General features: G+C 59.6%; 17 protein-coding genes. 6 read left to right on the top strand and 11 right to left on the bottom strand.

Annotated features, from left to right (window positions below; translation table 11 throughout):
- Positions 1-8: 8 nt before the first annotated feature.
- The 8 genes from MCG44_RS11330 to MCG44_RS11295 form a co-directional block, all read right to left on the bottom strand.
- Positions 9-572 carry a rhomboid family intramembrane serine protease gene (locus MCG44_RS11330; RefSeq protein ID WP_147571628.1) on the bottom strand — a complete coding sequence of 188 codons (564 nt, stop codon included), beginning with the start codon at positions 570-572 and terminating at the stop codon, positions 9-11.
- Positions 572-1,744 carry a phosphoglycerate dehydrogenase gene (locus MCG44_RS11325; RefSeq protein ID WP_147571627.1) on the bottom strand — a complete coding sequence of 391 codons (1,173 nt, stop codon included), beginning with the start codon at positions 1,742-1,744 and terminating at the stop codon, positions 572-574. Before MCG44_RS11325 ends, MCG44_RS11330 begins: the two co-directional genes overlap by 1 nt.
- Positions 1,745-1,753: 9 nt before the next feature.
- Positions 1,754-1,948: a hypothetical protein gene (locus tag MCG44_RS11320; protein ID WP_147571626.1), complete on the bottom strand. Its 195-nt coding sequence runs from the start codon at positions 1,946-1,948 to the stop codon at positions 1,754-1,756.
- Between the two features lie 26 nt (positions 1,949-1,974).
- Entirely contained in the window at positions 1,975-3,060 is a 1,086-nt protein-coding gene (gene serC / locus MCG44_RS11315) for a 3-phosphoserine/phosphohydroxythreonine transaminase (RefSeq protein WP_240288308.1), read from the bottom strand.
- 133 nt (positions 3,061-3,193) lie between these two features.
- Positions 3,194-4,648, bottom strand: a complete 1,455-nt coding sequence (locus tag MCG44_RS11310) for a MerR family transcriptional regulator (RefSeq protein ID WP_240288306.1) — start codon at positions 4,646-4,648, stop codon at positions 3,194-3,196.
- 188 nt (positions 4,649-4,836) lie between these two features.
- Positions 4,837-5,103 (bottom strand): pro-sigmaK processing inhibitor BofA family protein, encoded by a 267-nt coding sequence (locus MCG44_RS11305; RefSeq protein ID WP_147571623.1) that lies wholly within the window; start codon positions 5,101-5,103, stop codon positions 4,837-4,839.
- The gene (locus MCG44_RS11300; RefSeq protein ID WP_147571622.1) at positions 5,100-5,330 is read right to left on the bottom strand and encodes a DUF2508 family protein; all 231 of its coding nucleotides are present in this window, start codon (positions 5,328-5,330) and stop codon (positions 5,100-5,102) included. Before MCG44_RS11300 ends, MCG44_RS11305 begins: the two co-directional genes overlap by 4 nt.
- Positions 5,331-5,465: 135 nt before the next feature.
- Entirely contained in the window at positions 5,466-6,626 is a 1,161-nt protein-coding gene (locus MCG44_RS11295; RefSeq protein WP_240288304.1) for an S-layer homology domain-containing protein, read from the bottom strand.
- 190 nt (positions 6,627-6,816) lie between these two features.
- Here MCG44_RS11295 and bioB point away from each other — a divergent pair, with 190 nt between their 5' ends.
- From bioB to MCG44_RS11275, 4 genes are all read left to right on the top strand, one after another.
- On the top strand, positions 6,817-7,773 hold the full coding sequence (gene bioB, locus MCG44_RS11290; RefSeq protein WP_240288302.1) for a biotin synthase BioB: 957 nt from the start codon (positions 6,817-6,819) through the stop codon (positions 7,771-7,773).
- A 15-nt stretch (positions 7,774-7,788) separates the two neighbouring features.
- Entirely contained in the window at positions 7,789-8,343 is a 555-nt protein-coding gene (locus tag MCG44_RS11285) for a biotin transporter BioY (protein WP_147571619.1), read from the top strand.
- Between the two features lie 153 nt (positions 8,344-8,496).
- Positions 8,497-9,078, top strand: coding sequence for an RNA polymerase sigma factor (locus tag MCG44_RS11280; RefSeq protein ID WP_240288300.1), 582 nt, complete (start codon positions 8,497-8,499; stop codon positions 9,076-9,078).
- Positions 9,075-10,754 carry a PepSY domain-containing protein gene (locus tag MCG44_RS11275; RefSeq protein WP_240288298.1) on the top strand — a complete coding sequence of 560 codons (1,680 nt, stop codon included), beginning with the start codon at positions 9,075-9,077 and terminating at the stop codon, positions 10,752-10,754. Before MCG44_RS11280 ends, MCG44_RS11275 begins: the two co-directional genes overlap by 4 nt.
- A gap of 48 nt (positions 10,755-10,802) precedes the next feature.
- On the opposite strand, the gene MCG44_RS11270 is transcribed toward MCG44_RS11275, so the two are convergent.
- Entirely contained in the window at positions 10,803-12,203 is a 1,401-nt protein-coding gene (locus MCG44_RS11270) for an MATE family efflux transporter (RefSeq protein WP_186851905.1), read from the bottom strand.
- Between the two features lie 257 nt (positions 12,204-12,460).
- On the opposite strand from MCG44_RS11270, the gene MCG44_RS11265 reads away from it, so the two are divergent.
- Complete coding sequence (locus MCG44_RS11265; RefSeq protein ID WP_147571612.1) at positions 12,461-12,973, top strand: RNA polymerase sigma factor; 513 nt, start codon at positions 12,461-12,463, stop codon at positions 12,971-12,973.
- Positions 12,951-13,940: a zf-HC2 domain-containing protein gene (locus tag MCG44_RS11260; RefSeq protein WP_240288296.1), complete on the top strand. Its 990-nt coding sequence runs from the start codon at positions 12,951-12,953 to the stop codon at positions 13,938-13,940. Before MCG44_RS11265 ends, MCG44_RS11260 begins: the two co-directional genes overlap by 23 nt.
- A 99-nt stretch (positions 13,941-14,039) precedes the next feature.
- Here the strand turns inward: MCG44_RS11260 and MCG44_RS11255 are convergent, their stop codons facing one another.
- Together MCG44_RS11255 and MCG44_RS11250 are read right to left on the bottom strand one after the other, a co-directional pair.
- Positions 14,040-15,308: a competence/damage-inducible protein A gene (locus tag MCG44_RS11255; protein ID WP_186851907.1), complete on the bottom strand. Its 1,269-nt coding sequence runs from the start codon at positions 15,306-15,308 to the stop codon at positions 14,040-14,042.
- Between the two features lie 51 nt (positions 15,309-15,359).
- On the bottom strand, positions 15,360-15,977 hold the full coding sequence (locus MCG44_RS11250; protein ID WP_186851908.1) for an MBL fold metallo-hydrolase: 618 nt from the start codon (positions 15,975-15,977) through the stop codon (positions 15,360-15,362).
- Between the last annotated feature and the right edge of the window lie 114 nt (positions 15,978-16,091).

Here is a 16,091-nt window from a genome sequence, read left to right as displayed (position 1 = left end):
GGATATCGTTATGGCCTCCGGCTCATGGCAAAGCCTAGGCAGGCCCCGCACAGCCCGCCCACCACATGGGTGAGCTGGGATACGTTGTCCCGGAGGGTGATGGCGTCAACCACCTCGCCTCCCAAATAGAGGACGGCCACCAGAATAAGGGTCAGAGGGATAGCCCCCGCCCGCATACCGGACAGGGAGGAGAGCAGGATCAGCATGAATACGATGCCGCTGGCCCCAAGCAGAGCTGTCTTAGGAAAACACAAAAACTGGACCAGCCCGGAGATAAGGGCCGTGACCAGGATGCACAGGAGCAGGCGGCGGGAGCCGTACTTTTCCTCCAGGGGAGGGCCCACCACCAGCAGGAGCATCATGTTGCTCAAGTAGTGGGCATAGCCGGAATGGCCCAGCACATGGCCCACCAGACGCACATAGGTCAGGGGGTCAGACAGGGGAGAACGATAGACACAGAACAGATGCAGGGTGGTCCAGCCACCGGTGGCCCACCCCAGGGCCAGAGCGCCGAGGGAGAGGAGGGCGAAGGTGAGGACCACCGGGGAGTTGTACTGGATATGGGGCCGCATCAGTGGTTCAGCACCCGGACACGGATCATATTGGGGATGGCCCGCAGCTCATCCGCCACTTCGTCAGTCAGCCGGGTGTTCACATCTACGATGGTGTAGGCATAGTCCTTTCTGGACTTATTCGTCATGTTTTCCACGTTGATGCGGTCGTCAGAAAGGGTGGACATGATCTGGGTCAGCATGGCGGGCACGTTCTTATGGATCAGGCACAGCCGGGCGATGCCGCTCCACTCCTGTGACACGTTGGGCAGGTTCACCGAGTTGGTGATGTTGCCGTTGACCAGATAATCCTGGAGTTGGCGGGCGGCCATGACAGCGCAGTTCTCCTCGCTCTCTGGGGTGGAAGCCCCCAGGTGGGGCAGGGCGATGACGTTCTTTACCGTGGTAATCCGCTCGTCCGGGAAGTCTGTGACATATTTGGCGACCCGGCCGGATTCCAGGGCGGCGATCATATCCTCGTCATTGACCAGGCCGCCGCGGGCCAGATTGAGGACGCGCACCTGGCCCTTCATTTTGGAAATGGCCTCGGCGTTGATAAAGTCCTTGGTGTTGTTGTTATAGGGGACGTGAATGGTGATGTAGTCAGACACCCGGTACAACTCATTCACGTCCTTGACCACATGGACATGGCGGTCCAGCCGGAGGGCCGCGTCCACAGATAGGAAGGGGTCATAGCCGTATACATCCATCCCCAGGTCCAGGGCGATGTTGCACACCAGGGCGCCGATGGCGCCCAAGCCGATAACGCCCAGGGTCTTGCGGTAGAGCTCTGGCCCCACAAAGGCGGATTTGCCCTTCTCCACAGCGGCGGCCACATCCACCTTAGGGGTGTGGGCCTGCTCCTGGACCCAGTCCGCCCCTCCCAGAATATCCCGGGAGGCGATGAGCATGGCGGCGATGACCAGCTCTTTCACCGCGTTGGCGTTTGCGCCGGGGGTGTTGAACACCACGATGCCGTTCTCGGAGCAGCGGTCGATGGGGATGTTATTGGTCCCGGCGCCCGCCCGGGCGATGGCCCGGAGGGCGGGGGGGAAGGAATAGTCCTGCATGGGGGCGGAGCGGACCAGGATGCCATCCTCGTTCTCCACTTCCGTTCCAATCTGGAAGCGGCTTTTGTCCAGCTGGTCCAGCCCGGCGGAAGAGATTTTGTTCAAAGTCTTAATACGGTACATACGATCACCTTATTTTATGTTATAGGAGCGGCCATGTCGGCCGCGTCGGTCCTTCCGGTCAAACGCCTGGATAAAATCGCACAGCTTTTCAACGCCCTCCACAGGCTTGGCGTTGTGGTTGGCGCAAAGTTCGCTTCGCTCGGGACGCTCTGGCAGGTATTCCTCGCTGCGATTCCTTGCGCCTCCTCTCCCCATGGGACCCACTGCGCGGGGCTCCTATGGGGGCCCCGTCAGTTCGCTTTATCGAAGGCCTTGATAAAGTCGCAGAGCTTTTCCACGCCTTCGACGGGCATAGCGTTATAGATAGAAGCCCGCATCCCGCCGGTCTTCCGGTGGCCCTTCAGATTGACAAAGCCGGCCTGGGCCGCCTGGGAAACGAACTTGGCGTCCAGTTCCTCGCTGCCGGTGCGGAAGGTGACGTTCATGCCGGAGCGGGAGCCCTTTTCCCCGTGACACCGGAACAGCTTGGAGTTGTCCAGCGTGTCATAGAGCATATTGGCCCGCTGCCACTTCAGCTTCTCCATACCGGCCAGTCCGCCGTTCTCCTCCACCCAGTCCAGAGTGAGGCCCAGCATATAGATGCACCAGCAGGGGGGTGTATTGTACATGGAATCCTTGTCGATCATGGTCTTGTAGTTCATGATAAGGGGGGTATAGGGCAACTCATGCCCGGCTAACTCCTCCTTGATGATGACCACAGTGAGGCCGGCAGGGGCCATGTTTTTCTGTGCCCCAGCATAGATAAGGCCGAATTTGGATACATCCACCGGCATGGACAGGATGTCGGAGGACATATCACACACCAGGGGCACGCTGCCGGTGTCAGGGACATATTGCCACTCGGTGCCATAAATGGTGTTGTTGGCGCAGTAGTAAAAATAGCTGGCCTCTGGGTCCAGCTTCAACTGGCTCTGGGCGGGGATGTAGCTGTGGTCCCGGTCCTCGCTGGAGGCGGCCAGATGGATCTGGCCGTACTTCTGGGCTTCCTTGTAAGCCAGGTTGGAGAAGTTGCCGGTGACGGCGTAGTCGGCCTTTCCCGTCTTTCCAATGAGGTTCAAGGGGATCATGGAGAACTGGCCGGAGGCGCCTGTCTGGAGAAACAGGACCTTATATCCCTGGGGGACGTTCATGATCCGGCGCAGTTTCTCCTGGGTCTCCTCAAAGATCTGGATGAAAACTTTTGACCGGTGACTCATCTCCATCACAGACATACCGGACCCCCGGTAGTTGGTGATTTCTGACCCGGCGCGCTCCAGTGCGGACAGTGGAAGCATAGACGGGCCGGCGGAGAAGTTGTAAACACGCTGGTCGCTCATTTGAAGAGCCCCTTTCCTATAAAAAATTGCCCCGCTCCGCAGAAGGGACCGGGGCAACTTTTAATTATAGACAACTGAAAAGGGAGTGTCAATGGCTGAACAGGGAAAAGGGGCCAGGAAACGATCTCTTTTCTTAGATTTGCCGAATGGAGAAGTCATATCGGACATACTGCTCCTGGCCCGGCAGGGAAACCAACTGGCCCTTGTGGCTGTCATACCCCTTCAATTCTAGCTCCAGGGTGAGCTGCCAGCCGTCCACAGTCCAGCTCTGGGTGCCGGGACGGGGTTCCTTCAGGGCGGACAGCACCGGTTTCAGGGAGGGGTGGGCCAGCAGTTCGCCGTGACCCAGCAGGGCGTTCACCGTGTGCCATACCTGAGTGGTGGAAAGGGAACGGACGCCGCCCTGCTCCCGGTTCTCCATGGAGAAGGACAGACCGGTGACCGCCCCCTGCTGGCTTTGGATGTCCATATCCAGAGGGCCGGAGCCAAAGAGAAAGATGGGGAAGCTGTTTGGGTCCGTCCGGAGCCAGGAGCCGTCTGGCTGGAGCATATAGCCGGGCTCCTCGGGGGCGGAGGCAAAGGTGGCTAGATGGTTGTAGTTGGCGGCAAATTCCTCCGGGGTCAGGGCGCCATGGTGCCGGGGGATAGCGGCAAACAGAGCGGCGCCCATAAGGAGGGCCACACAGAGCGCGTAGATGCCCGGATAGGCTGCCGCGCGGCGTCCGGAGCGGGGCTGATCCCAGAAGCCCTGAGTGCCGTCGGTACCGTCGGACCAGGCCTCGTCCTCCAGGGCCCAGGGCTGCTCCCGCCCCTTTTTGCAGCGGACGTAGCCCAGGATCAGAGTCACAAGAGGGATGAGGGCGAGAATGGAAAGCGTGATGGTCAGACCCAGCCCCATAATGATTACCGACAAGGTCCGCCGAAAGCCCTCCTGGAGGGAGAGATAGCTGCCGTCTGACCGGGTGAGCTTCAGCCGGAAAAGGGCCTTGCCTGGGGTGGTCCCCCAGCGGTGGAGGAACAGGGGCTCCAGCGCCGCCATAAGGGTCAGGGTGGCCGCCGTATCCAGCAGATCCCCCAAAGGGCCCCGCCAGAGGATGTTGATCCGAAAGACCAGAGCAAGCAGTACGCTCCACAGAGTGCCATACAGCAGCAGGTCCAGGGAACGTGCGAAATACCGCCGCCAGGGGATGCGGAAGCGGATGTCGGCCACCTCATCCGCTGGGGTGGAAGGGGCCCAGGAGAGATAGCGGGCCGGGTCCATGGAGGACCAGTCCGCCCGGTCCTCCCGCAGCTTCTGGCACAGGGCCTTGGCCTGTTCCAGCTCGGCGTATCTGCCCTCCAGCTGGGCCAGCCTCTGCTCCAGGAGCTGATCCAGGGATCGTTCTCCCGCTTGGAGGGACCGGATGTCCTCCAGGGAGCAGTCCAGCTTCCGCAGCAGCTTGATTTTCAGCAGAGTCTGACAGTCCTCCTGGGAGTAGTCCCGATAACCGTTTTCCCCACGGCTTGGGGCGATCAGGCCCTGGGACTCATAGAACCGGATATTGGCCCGAGGCAGCCCGGTGCGGTCTTCTATTTCTTTGATGGTCATAGCTGTCTCCTTCCTGAAAATGAATGGCTTAGATGGGACCAGTGTAAAGTATGAAGTCCCTTTACAGTCAAGAGAAAAAGAAGAATATAATCAATTATATAAATATTTTCTGAAAACGACAAGAACTGCCGCCCAGAAAAGCCGGGCGGCAGTGTGAAAGGCGGCTATATAAAGCCTGGTCAGGCCATCTATTTTAGCACCCACTGGAGCATCAGCAGCAGGCCGAAGCCAGGTACGCCCAGCAGCCCCAGCACCAGGGCATTGACCAGGTTGACCCCCAAAGTCACGCCCAATGCCTGACCAACCTGGGAAAACAGGGCCAGGGCGGCCAGTCCCACTGAGGAGCGCAGAATCAGACGGATCAGCTGGGCCACAGGGCGGCGGAGGATCAACAGGGCGGTGCAGACCAGCAGTCCGGCCAGCCCCCAGGCTGCGAATCCCGGCAATCCTGTCATGAAACCCCCTCCAGCTGCTTGACCCGGCGCAGCAGGTAGTTGTACCGCGCCTGGAGGGCATTGATCTCAAAAACATAGGACTCGATGAGGTCCCCGTCGCTGGCTGTATTAAACCCCCCGTAGGCCTGATTGATGAGGGTGCGGGTATGGGCCAAGGAGGCCACCAGCTCCTGCCGCTCCAACTCCTGTGCGCTATCACACCGGCGGCGGGACAGAGAAAACGCCATATAGCCACGCTCCTTTCATTTCTTCCTGTGGACCATTGTATGGATAGTTTGGACAAATATTCCAGCCTTTAACCACACAGGGAAAAAAGAGCACGGACCCGGCCGGAAAACCGGCCAGGTCCGTTATGGGAAAGGTCAAAGCTCCAGGAGATCCTGACAGAAGCGATACAGAGCCACAGCCAGTTCCGCACGGGTGACGCCCTGTCCGGGATGGAGGGAACCATCCTCATAACCGGACAGCAGCTGATGGTCCACAGCCCAGCCCAGGGCCTCCCGTGCCCAGGAGGAGGTAGAGGGACCGTCGGTAAAGAGCGCCAAAGACTGCCCACCCTCCATCTGGAGCCCGGTCCTGCGGGCGTATTGGTACAGGATCAGGGCTAACTGCTCCCGGCTGAGTACCTGGTTCGGGCCAAACCGCTGGTCGCCTACACCGGACATGACTCCCTCCTGGGCGCACCAGCAGGCGGCGTCAAGGAACCAATCTCCGGAGGAAACGTCGGTGAAGGAAACTTCCCGCCCTTCTTCAGAGCCGCCCAAGCGCCACAGAATCTGGGCCAGTTGGGCCCGTGTGACCGTGCCCTGGGGGGAGAAGGAGTCCTCGCCGGTGCCGGAGAAAAAGCCCTGGGCCAGACCATATTCCACAGCCTCGTAGTACCAGGAGCCAACGGGCACATCGGAGGGGATGATCACCGACTGGAACAGCTGGAGGTAATAGTGGAGCGTCTGGGGCTCGCCCCCGCCGGCAGGAACATAGGAAAGGGAGAGCAGGTAGATCAGATGGTCCGGGTCCACATCCTCCTGACCTGCCGCCAGCCGGCCTTGGAGGACAGCCTGCCCCCGGCTGGCCAGCAGATCGGCGGGGAGGGCAAAGATCTGGCCCTCCTCCAGCCTGTGATCCACCCCGTCCCAGGCGGTCAGCCGGCCGTCGGCGGTGACTACGTCACAGATGGGATCATCCTGTCCGTCTAACAGTTCATAGACACCATCACTGTTCGCGTCGGTCAGGTAGTCCACTGTCACCTGTACCCCGTCAGCATGGAGCTGGATATAAAAGGTGGTGTTCCCTGCGGTGCGATTAAGGGGGAAACTTCCGACTACCTGGTCGGAGGGAACAAACGTCCCGGTTTGATCTCTCTGGTAGAGCTGGATATGCAGGGGGCGCTGGGGAAAGTCCATCTCATCCCCGTCGATCAGGAAGGAGGCAAAGTCCGCTTCCGCGGCCTGAGCAGGCAGAGCCGGTCCGGCGAATAGAAGGAAGGCCAGAAACAGGCACAACCATCGGTTTTGTTTGATCATAGGAGACTCCTTTCATCCATGGAAAACACGTGAAAGAAATTATACCCAAAAGAGAATAGATTTACAAGGGCGGATGTTGTCGAAAGGCGAAATACGCAAATCGTCAACTAAAAAAATTTTCGGTTGACAGACTGCGGGGGAAAGACGTATACTAAACAATGAAAATGGTTTACAATCTGGGGGGATCAAAGTGAAAAAACTAGCTGAGGAGATCCGATCAGGCCGCCGCCTGAACTGGTCGGACGATCTGTCCCAACTCTTGACAGCGGACCTGGAAGAACTGCGGGCGGGAGCGGACACCATTCGGAGAGAGCTGTGCGGCGACCGCTTTGATTTTTGTACGATCATCAATGGCCGAAGCGGCCGGTGCGGGGAGGACTGCAAATTCTGCGCCCAATCCTGCCACCATAACACCCATGTGAAGGAGTACCCCTTCCTGCCGGAAGAGGATATTTTGGCCGAGGGAAAGCGAAACGAGGCTGCCGGCGTCCACTGGTACTCCATTGTGACGGCCGGCCGGGACCTCCACGGCCAGGAGCTGGAGCGCGGTCTGGCGGCCTACCGCCGGCTGCGGAAGGAGACGGGTCTGGCCCTGTGCGCCTCCCACGGTCTACAGACCCTGGAGGAGCTCAAGGCGCTGAAGGAGGCCGGTGTGACCCGCTTCCACGCCAATCTGGAGACCTCCCGTAGATATTTCCCCATGATATGCACCAGCCATACTTATCAGGATAAGATAGACAACATCCTCCGAGCCAAGGAGGCGGGACTTCAGGTGTGCTCCGGGGGGATCTTAGGAATGGGAGAGAGCTGGGAGGACCGCATCGATATGGCGTTGAGCCTGGCGGAGCTGGAGGTAGACTCCATCCCGCTGAATCTGCTCACCCCCATCCCAGGCACTCCACTGGAGCAGGTCGAGCCGATCTCCCAGGAGGATGTGCTGCGGGCGGTGGCCCTGTTCCGGTACATAAATCCCACCGCCTGGATCCGTATGGCGGCCGGCCGGGGTCGATTTCCCGATGGGGGCGAGGCGCTGTTTCGCTCTGGGGCCAATGCCGCGATTACCGGGGATATGCTGACCACCACTGGCACCAGCGTGGCGGGAGATATGGAAATGGCTATCCGGCTTGGCTATCAATTAGAACGGTAGATAGGGAGAGAAAATATGGAAACCAAAACAAGGAATAAAGTTTATCCGCTGGCGATGACCGCGGTTATGGCTGCCGTCATCTGCGTCCTGGGCCCCCTTTCCATTCCCGTGGGGCCGGTGCCCATCTCCTTTACGAATTTTGCCATTTACATCACGCTGTATGTTCTGGGCTGGAAACGGGGTACCGTCAGCTATTTGGTCTATGTGCTCATCGGCATGGTGGGAATGCCTGTGTTCTCCGGGTACTCCGGCGGCCTGGCCAAGCTGGCCGGCCCAACGGGCGGCTATATCGTCGGTTTCATCCCCATGGCGGTGATCGCCGGCCTTGTGATCGATAAATTCCGGAACCGGGGCGTACAGCTGGCCGGAATGATTGGAGCCACCGCCCTGTGCTATGCCTTTGGCACGGCCTGGTTCTGCTTCCAGGCGGAAAGCGATCTGCTGCCCGCCCTGACCATGTGCGTATTCCCCTTTATCCCCGGGGACCTGGTCAAGATGGTAGTGGCTATTGCGGTAGGACCGATGCTCCGGAACCGGCTGAAAAAAGCTGGGCTCCAGCCGGAGGGATAAAATAAAAATTGGCCAAGAGCCGCCGAAGCGGCTCTTGTTTTTTTTAGAAAAAAGGTTTAAACTCAAACGCTAGGTAGGTGTCAAAAAAACTTTTTCCACCGCGCAATAAAACGAGCGGCTTGTGCATTACTTGAATGACAGGAGAAATGGCCCATGCTGATGCTGCTTATGGCACAGACAACGGAAGGAACGGGCAAAGAGGACCGGGAGGCGCTGGACAGGCTGCTGATCGAGATAGCCGCCGGCAGCCGGGAGGCTCTGGCAGAGCTGTACCACCGTACCCGTACGGCGGTATATGGTATCACTTTGTCCTATGTGAAAAACGCCCATGACGCCCAGGATCTCACCCAGGACGCCTTTGTTCGGATCTGGGAGAAGGCGCCCCAATACCGCCCCCAGGGCTCGCCCATGGCGTGGATCCTGGCGGTGGCCCGGAACCTGGCGCTGATGGCTTTGCGGCAGAGAGAACGTCAGGCGGATCTGAGCGAGGAGGAGTGGGACGCCATTCCGGCCGAGGGTCCGGCCCTCTCCCCGGAGGAGCGGGAGCTGCTCCAGACGGCCCTGGCGGCGCTGGAGGAGCAGGAGCGGCGGATCGTGGTGCTCCACGCCGTCACTGGGCTGAAGCACCGGGAGATCGCGCAGCTGTTGGAGCTGCCTCTGGCCACGGTCCTGTCCAAATATCACAGAGCGCTGAAAAAGCTGAAAGTACGGCTGGAAGGAGATGACGCCCGATGACAGATAAGGAACTGGAACGCCGGCTGGAGCTGGCCCTGTCCGTTGCCGCCCCCGATGATCTGGAAGGGGTGCTCTCCCGCTGTGAGGCGCGGAAAGGAACCGTGATCCCTATGACGAAGAAACGTCCAAGCAGGACCATACGCAATCTGATGGCTGCCTGTCTGGCCCTGGCGCTGGTTGGCGGCGGAGGCGGCGCGTTTTATTATCAGGCAAACGCTGTGGCCTCTGTTGTTTCTCTGGATGTGAATCCAAGTATTGAGTTGAAGGTAAATAAAAGGGAGAAAGTCCTCTCCTGCACCCCCCTGAATGAGGAGGCCCGTACAGTCCTGTCCAGTATGGGGGGTGGGGCAGACCTGAAGGGGACAAAGCTGGACGTGGCGGTGAACGCCATCGTCGGTGCCCTGGTGAGCAACGGTTATCTGGACAGCATCTCCTCCGCCATCATGATTTCTGTGGAGGATAAGGACCAGGCACGGGCGGTCAAGCTCCAGCAGGAGCTGACAGGTGCCGTGGACGCAGTCCTCCAGGCCCAGGCATCCAATGCGTCTATCCTTAGCCAGACAGTGGACGCCAGTGTGGAGCTGGACCAGCAGGCGAAGGCAAATAACATCTCCACCGGAAAGGCCAGTCTGGTCAACCAGGTGATCGCGCTGAACAGCGATTTAAAGTTTGAAGAACTGGCCCAGCTCTCTGTGGAGGAGCTGAAGGACCTGGCCAAGATCGGCGCCCCCGCGATGCCGATTGGAAAAGAGGCGGCGTTCATCGCTGCGGAGGAATATGCGGGCACGATGGCGGTGAGCTCTGTGGTGGCCGATGTAGATCCTGAGTTGGACGACCGCGTACCCCACTATGAGGTGGAGCTTAAGACAGCCAGGGGAGAGTTTGAGTACCATATCGACGCTTGGACAGGAGAAGTTCTGAGCGGCCAGAAGGATATTCTGGCCAGCGGGCAGAGCGGCGATGCCGGGACGAAACCCAGCAGCGGCTCCAGTGATATTGGCCAGGAGAAGGCCAAGGAGGCGGCGCTGAAACATGCCGGCGTGTCTGAGAGCCAGGTCAGCGGGCTGCGGGTCCAGCAGGACTGGGATGATGGCCGGTTGGAATACGAAGTGGAGTTCTGGGTGGATACCACCGAGTACGACTATACTATTGCCGCCGCCGACGGCTCTGTACTGAAGCAGGAGCGGGAGACCCACCGGGCGCCGAATTACAGCGGTTCCGGCACTGGTGGCTCTGGCACCCAAGATGTGGGCGCAGAAGCGGCCAAGTCCGCCGCGCTGAAACACGCCGGTGTCAGCGAGTCCCAGGCCACCGATGTAAAGGTGAAGCAGGACTGGGACGATGGGCGGCTGGAATACGAGGTGGAGTTCTGGGTAGGCAGCACCGAATATGACTATACCATCGACGCTGTCGATGGCTCCGTGGTCGCCTATGATACGGAGAAGCACGCCAGTGCCTCCAGTACGGATATCGGCTCGGAAGCGGCTAAGTCTGCCGCCTTGGGGCACGCCGGCCTGTCCGAGAGCCAGGTCGCCGGCTTGCGGTCTGAGCGGGACTATGACGACGGCCGGCTGGAGTATGAGGTGGAATTTCGGTCCGGCGGCATGGAGTATGAGTACACCATCGACGGAGCCTCCGGAGCGATCCTGGAATACGAAAAGGACTGGGACGACTAAAAAAGAAAAGGCCCCGGCGCTCGTTGAGCGCCGGGGCCTTTTGGCGGTCTAGGGACGGGACGGCATGGAGGCGGAGTCGTCTACCAGACGGTTGCCGCCCAAACCTACCCGGTGGTAGTAGACCAGAGTAACCACACTGCACATCAGCCAGCCAGCCGGATAACTCATGGCGATAGGAAGGACGGTGTTGGAGATGAAGTTCGCTGTGACGTACAGATAGATCTGACGGAACACCACAAAGGAAAAGAGCATGATGTACATAGGGACCTGACTCTTGCCCGCCCCCCGAAGGGCGCCGGCATAGATCTGATTGACACAGCACAGCACATAGCAGGGACCCAGGGCCCGCAGGAAGAGGGTGCCGTAAGAGACCACTTCCGGCTTATCGTTGAAAAAGGCCACCAGAGCGGGCGCGGCGCAGAACGTCACAACAGAGAGGGCTACGGTGATGCCCAAAGAGAGACAAAAGGCGGTCCGGGTGCCCTCCTTGGCCCGGTCCAGTTGGCCGGTGCCCAGATTCTGGCCCACAAAGGTGGTGGCGGCCAGGGCCAGGGACTGCATGGGCAGGAACATGATCTGATCGATCTTCGTATAAGCGGTCCAGCCGGACATGCAGTCAGCCTGGAAGAAGTTGATATAGGACTGAACGAATACGTTGGAAAAGGCGGTTATGGCCATCTGCAGGGCAGCGGGGATGCCGACGCGGGCAATCTGCTTCAAAATGAAGGGGGTAGCCCGCAGGGCCCGCCAGTCCAGCTTGACGCAGGAGCTGGTGCGGACCAGGAGCAGCAGAGTGAGCAGGGCGGAAACGCCCTGGGAGATAATGGTGGCGTAGGCCACGCCCTCTACTCCCATATGGAACACAATGACCAGCAGTAGGTCCAGGCCGATGTTGAGCACGGCCGCCGCCACCAGAAAATAGAATGGGCGCTTGGAATCACCCACCGCCCGGAGGATGCCCGCTCCCATATTGTAGAGCATCAGGCCCATCACCCCTGAGAAATAGATGGTGAGGTAGGCCGTGGCCTCTGGAAAGACATCCGCGGGCGTTTTCATCAGCCCCAGGAGGAAGGGGGTGAGCAGGATGCCGGCAGCCGTCATGATTACGCCCAGCACCAGAGTCATGACAAGGGAGGTGTGGACGGCCTGCTTGACCCGCTCCATCTGTTTGGCGCCGTAATATTGGGAGATGACCACGCCAGCCCCGCTGGCAAGGCCCATAAAGGAGCCGATGAGCATATTGACGATGGGGGTGACGGTACCAACGGCGGAGAAGGCCTCATTACTGACGAAGTTGCCCACTACCCATGTGTCTACGGTGTTGTAAAATTGCTGAAAGATGTTGCCCGCCAGAAGGGGGAGGGCGAACATGACTAAATGGTGGGCCACATTTCCCTGCGTCATGTCCACATCGCCCCTCCGCTTGGGACGGGTCCCGAGCCGATGCATTTTACTGTCACATCCTTCCAGACTGGTTTGGGGAATAGAAGGCCGCACAGAGGGAGGCTCTGTACGACCTTGTAAAAAGCAGTTGCGTTTTTTATTGTTATATTTTAGATTATAGCAATAGACATGGCAAAAGGCAAGATGGAATCGACCTTTTGCGCGAATAGATGGAAAAATAAGTATTTTTTATAGACGGGTAAAATGTTGTAACGAAAGGGCCTGACAAGGAACTAACGGTCAGAGAGAGGGAGGTGAAGGCCATGGCACACAGGGGGGAGGACCTGTACGAGCAGCACGCCCGGCAGGTGTTCCGATATCTGTTCTCCATCACCGGGGAGCAGGATACCGCGGAGGAACTGACCCAAGAGACCTTCTATCAGGCACTGAAGAACCTGGATGCCTTTCGGGGGGACAGCACGCCCCAGGTCTGGCTGTGCGCCATCGCCAAGCGCCTGTGGTACAAGGAACTGGAGCGCCGGAAGAGGACGGCTCCGCTGGAGGAGGAGCGGCTGTCTACCCTGGCTGCCTCTGACGATCCAGTGGAGGAGACAGAGCGGAGGGAGGACCGTATGGCACTGTACCGGGCCATGCAGCGGCTGGACGGGGATACACGGGAGGTGATCCACCTTCGGCTGGCCGGCGATTTCTCCTTCCGTGAGATCGGGGACATTTTGGGAAAGAGCGAGGTGTGGGCCAGGGTGCGCTTTTACCGGGGTAAGGAGGAACTGGCCAAACTGATGGGAGGTGGATATGGTGGAAAACGGTCGCAATAATTTGGACTGCTGTGTGGTGCGGGACCTGCTGCCCGCCTATTTGGAGGGACTGACGGAGGAGGAAACTTCCGCTCAGGTGCGGGCGCACCTGGAGGACTGTGAGAATTGCAGGGAGCTGGAGAAGGATATGCGGGCGCAGGTGCCGCTGGAGAAGGCGCCAAAGGGGACGCTGAAGTTTCTGAAACGGGTGAAGCGGACCAGGCTGCTGGCCGCCGCGCTGTCAGTGGTGGTGGCCCTGTGGTGTATGTGGTGGCTCTATGACCAGGAGTTCCACTATCCCAATACCGAGGCCGGCCGGCTGGCCGCTGTGGAGGATTATGTATCCCGTCCATCAGACAGCCGGGATACAAAGGGAGTCCAGGAGGGAACGCCGATCCATGTGGGCGGCTGGCAGGAAATAGAAGGACAACTGGCAATTTTTTTCAAGGCGGACAATAGGAATAATGTAAATGGGATTGTACTGCTCAAGCGGGGGATATTTGGCAAATACCGCCCGGTCAGCGCCTCCTATTCTCCATCCCCTTACACCGCCGGAGTATATTGCGGTAGATTGGGGACGGACCGGACACAGTTTATGATTGCCGGGTATGGGTGCCGGGAGATATTGTCCGCCCAGCTGGAATTCTGGGGCGGAAGCTGGGACGGGATCCAGCGGTGGACCACCACCCGGACCTATGACCTGGAGGAGCCTGACTTCCTGTGGCTTTATGACCAGGAAGAATTGATCCGGGACTTGGGCTGGGAATTCGGGGATGGTCAGGATCAGGTGTTTTGGCTGGATGTCCGGGAAATACGCCTTCTGGACAGGGAAGGAAATGACATTACCGGCCGGTACCGGGACGGATCGGTGACAGAAAGCTGGGGCGGCGGTATCGGTACAGCAGAGCAGTTTTTGCTCTATGTGTATATGGGGATCATAGCCCTGCTGGGGCTGACCATGGTCCGGTATTTCCTGCGGAAGGATTAAAGAAAACGGGGCCTCTGTCATAGACAGAGGCCCCGTCCCAGTTTGTCGAAAAAGTGGCATAGCCACTTTTTCGACAGTCCATTGTTGTCCCGTTTTCTGTCAGACCGCTCCGTCCTCATAGGGCAGGCCGGTGAGATACCGCCGGGCCAGATCGAAGGCGTGATGGGCGGTCTGGGTACGCAGCCGGGCCCGGACCGGGCGGCTGCCCAGCTTCAAGGGACGCACATGGGTGCCGTCCGGGGTGGCGATGGCCACGAACATGGTGCCCACCTCGTTGTCCCAATCGTCCTTGTCCGGCCCGGCAACTCCGGTGGTGGCAAGAGCGATGTCGCACCCCAGGGCTTTCCGGGCCCCCTCTGCCATGGCCAGCGCCACCTCGGGGGACACGGCCCCAAACTGGTCCAACAGGTGCTGGGGCACATGGAGCATCCCTGCCTTCACCTGGTTGGTGTAGGACACGATGCCACCCAGAAAGACTTGGGAGGCTCCAGCCACATCGGTCAGCCGTTTGGCCATCAGCCCGCCGGTGCAGCTCTCGGCCACGCCGATGGTCATTCCCTTCTCCCGCAGCAGCCCCTCGACCACCTCCTCCAAAGAGGACACATCCACCCCGTAGACCTTAGAGCCGAAGAGGGCCTTCACCTGTTCCACCGTAGGCTTCAGCAGGGCCTGTGCCTCGGCGTCGGTGGGGGCCTTGGCGGTGACCCGGAGCTCGCACTCCCCCTCCTTGGCGTAGGGGGCCAGGGTGGGGTTGGACATCGCGTTCATCTGATCCCGGAGCTGGGCCTCCATCGCTGACTCACCGATGCCAAACAGCTTCAGCGTGTGGGAGGCGATGACGCCCTCGGACAGGGATTGGAGATAGGGCTTTGCCCGGTATTGAAACATGGGGCGGCACTCGCTGGGGGGGCCAGGGAGCATGATGACATGGACCCCTTCGGCCTGAAAGGCGCAGCCGGGGGCAGTCCCCCAGTCGTTGGCCAGGACGGTGCAGCCCTCTGGCAGCATGGCCTGCTGCAGATTGTTGTCCGTCATGGGCCGTTTCGTCTTGGCAAAGTAGGAGCGGATACGCTCCGCAGAGGGCTCGTCAAAGACGAGCTTTTTACCAAACGCCTCGGCCAGCACGTTCTTAGTCAAGTCGTCGCAGGTGGGGCCCAGCCCGCCGGTGGTGATGATGATATCCGCCCGCTTCTTGGCGATAGCCACCGCCTCCCGGGCCCGCTGAGGATTGTCGCCCACTACTGTGTGGTAGTAGACGTTAAGCCCTAACTCGCTTAACCCTTGAGAGAGCGTCTGGGCGTCGGTGTTGGCGATGTTGCCGAGAAGCAGCTCGGTGCCTACGGAAAGGATCTCGACAGTGTGAGACATGGGAAAGACCTCCAGTCATTGGTTTATGGTATGCGGGGAATGGGAGCCGGTCTATTTTCCCGCCTGATAGGTCAGCACAGCGGTCTGGGCGGGGGTGTCACAGGTCAGCTCCAGGGTGTTGCCATCATAGCGGACCACGTGGTCACACAGGTCCAGAAAATCCTCCAGCCGGGCGATGACATCAAAGCCAAAGGAGTCGGAGCGGTAATGCATAGGCACCACCACACGGGGCCTCAACGCGCGGACCAGTTCATGGGCCTGCTGGGCGTCGATGGTGTAATAGCCCCCCACAGGGAGGAGTAGAGCGTCCAGCCCCATCAGCCGGTCCATCTGCTCCGGAGTGGGGAAGCAGCCCAAATCACCTAGATGGGCCACCCGCAGTCCCTGGGAGGAGAGGATGTGGATGGTGTTTTTCCCCCGTTGGCTGCCTTGGGAATCGTCGTGGAAGGTGTCCAGCCGATCCACTTGAAAAGCGGCGGTGCGGCCGGTGAGCGCTACCGTCTCCCTGGCCCCGTGGTCCCGGTGTTCATGGCTGCACAGCACCAGGTCGGCCGTCAGAGACAGGGGGCTCAGACCGGGCACAGAGCCGTCCTGATAGGGGTCCAGTACCAGGGTGCCATCCTCTGATTGAATGGTGAAACAGGAATGCCCGTTCCAGATAAGCTTCATAAATGCCGCCTCCTTTTGGGGAGCAGAGCTCCCGCAAGCATAGATTTGTGGAAAATGCCCATATCTTTTAGACCTGGCACCATTATAGCACGAGTTTGAAAGAAAGGGGAATAG

The organism is Lawsonibacter sp. OA9 (assembly GCF_022440585.1).
The sequence above is the reverse complement of the archived record's forward strand: the minus strand, read 5'-3'. Positions and strand labels throughout refer to the sequence as shown.

What these genes read in the sequence shown, in the direction of transcription:
- MCG44_RS11330 (WP_147571628.1), bottom strand. Translation starts at nt 572, where the DNA reads ATGCGGCCCCATATCCAGTACAACTCCCCGGTGGTCCTCACCTTCGCC.
- MCG44_RS11325 (WP_147571627.1), bottom strand. Translation starts at nt 1,744, where the DNA reads ATGTACCGTATTAAGACTTTGAACAAAATCTCTTCCGCCGGGCTGGAC.
- serC (WP_240288308.1), bottom strand. Translation starts at nt 3,060, where the DNA reads ATGAGCGACCAGCGTGTTTACAACTTCTCCGCCGGCCCGTCTATGCTT.
- MCG44_RS11310 (WP_240288306.1), bottom strand. Translation starts at nt 4,648, where the DNA reads ATGACCATCAAAGAAATAGAAGACCGCACCGGGCTGCCTCGGGCCAAT.
- MCG44_RS11305 (WP_147571623.1), bottom strand. Translation starts at nt 5,103, where the DNA reads ATGACAGGATTGCCGGGATTCGCAGCCTGGGGGCTGGCCGGACTGCTG.
- MCG44_RS11300 (WP_147571622.1), bottom strand. Translation starts at nt 5,330, where the DNA reads ATGGCGTTTTCTCTGTCCCGCCGCCGGTGTGATAGCGCACAGGAGTTG.
- MCG44_RS11295 (WP_240288304.1), bottom strand. Translation starts at nt 6,626, where the DNA reads ATGATCAAACAAAACCGATGGTTGTGCCTGTTTCTGGCCTTCCTTCTA.
- MCG44_RS11285 (WP_147571619.1), top strand. Translation starts at nt 7,789, where the DNA reads ATGGAAACCAAAACAAGGAATAAAGTTTATCCGCTGGCGATGACCGCG.
- MCG44_RS11280 (WP_240288300.1), top strand. Translation starts at nt 8,497, where the DNA reads ATGCTGATGCTGCTTATGGCACAGACAACGGAAGGAACGGGCAAAGAG.
- MCG44_RS11275 (WP_240288298.1), top strand. Translation starts at nt 9,075, where the DNA reads ATGACAGATAAGGAACTGGAACGCCGGCTGGAGCTGGCCCTGTCCGTT.
- MCG44_RS11270 (WP_186851905.1), bottom strand. Translation starts at nt 12,203, where the DNA reads ATGCATCGGCTCGGGACCCGTCCCAAGCGGAGGGGCGATGTGGACATG.
- MCG44_RS11265 (WP_147571612.1), top strand. Translation starts at nt 12,461, where the DNA reads ATGGCACACAGGGGGGAGGACCTGTACGAGCAGCACGCCCGGCAGGTG.
- MCG44_RS11260 (WP_240288296.1), top strand. Translation starts at nt 12,951, where the DNA reads ATGGTGGAAAACGGTCGCAATAATTTGGACTGCTGTGTGGTGCGGGAC.
- MCG44_RS11255 (WP_186851907.1), bottom strand. Translation starts at nt 15,308, where the DNA reads ATGTCTCACACTGTCGAGATCCTTTCCGTAGGCACCGAGCTGCTTCTC.
- MCG44_RS11250 (WP_186851908.1), bottom strand. Translation starts at nt 15,977, where the DNA reads ATGAAGCTTATCTGGAACGGGCATTCCTGTTTCACCATTCAATCAGAG.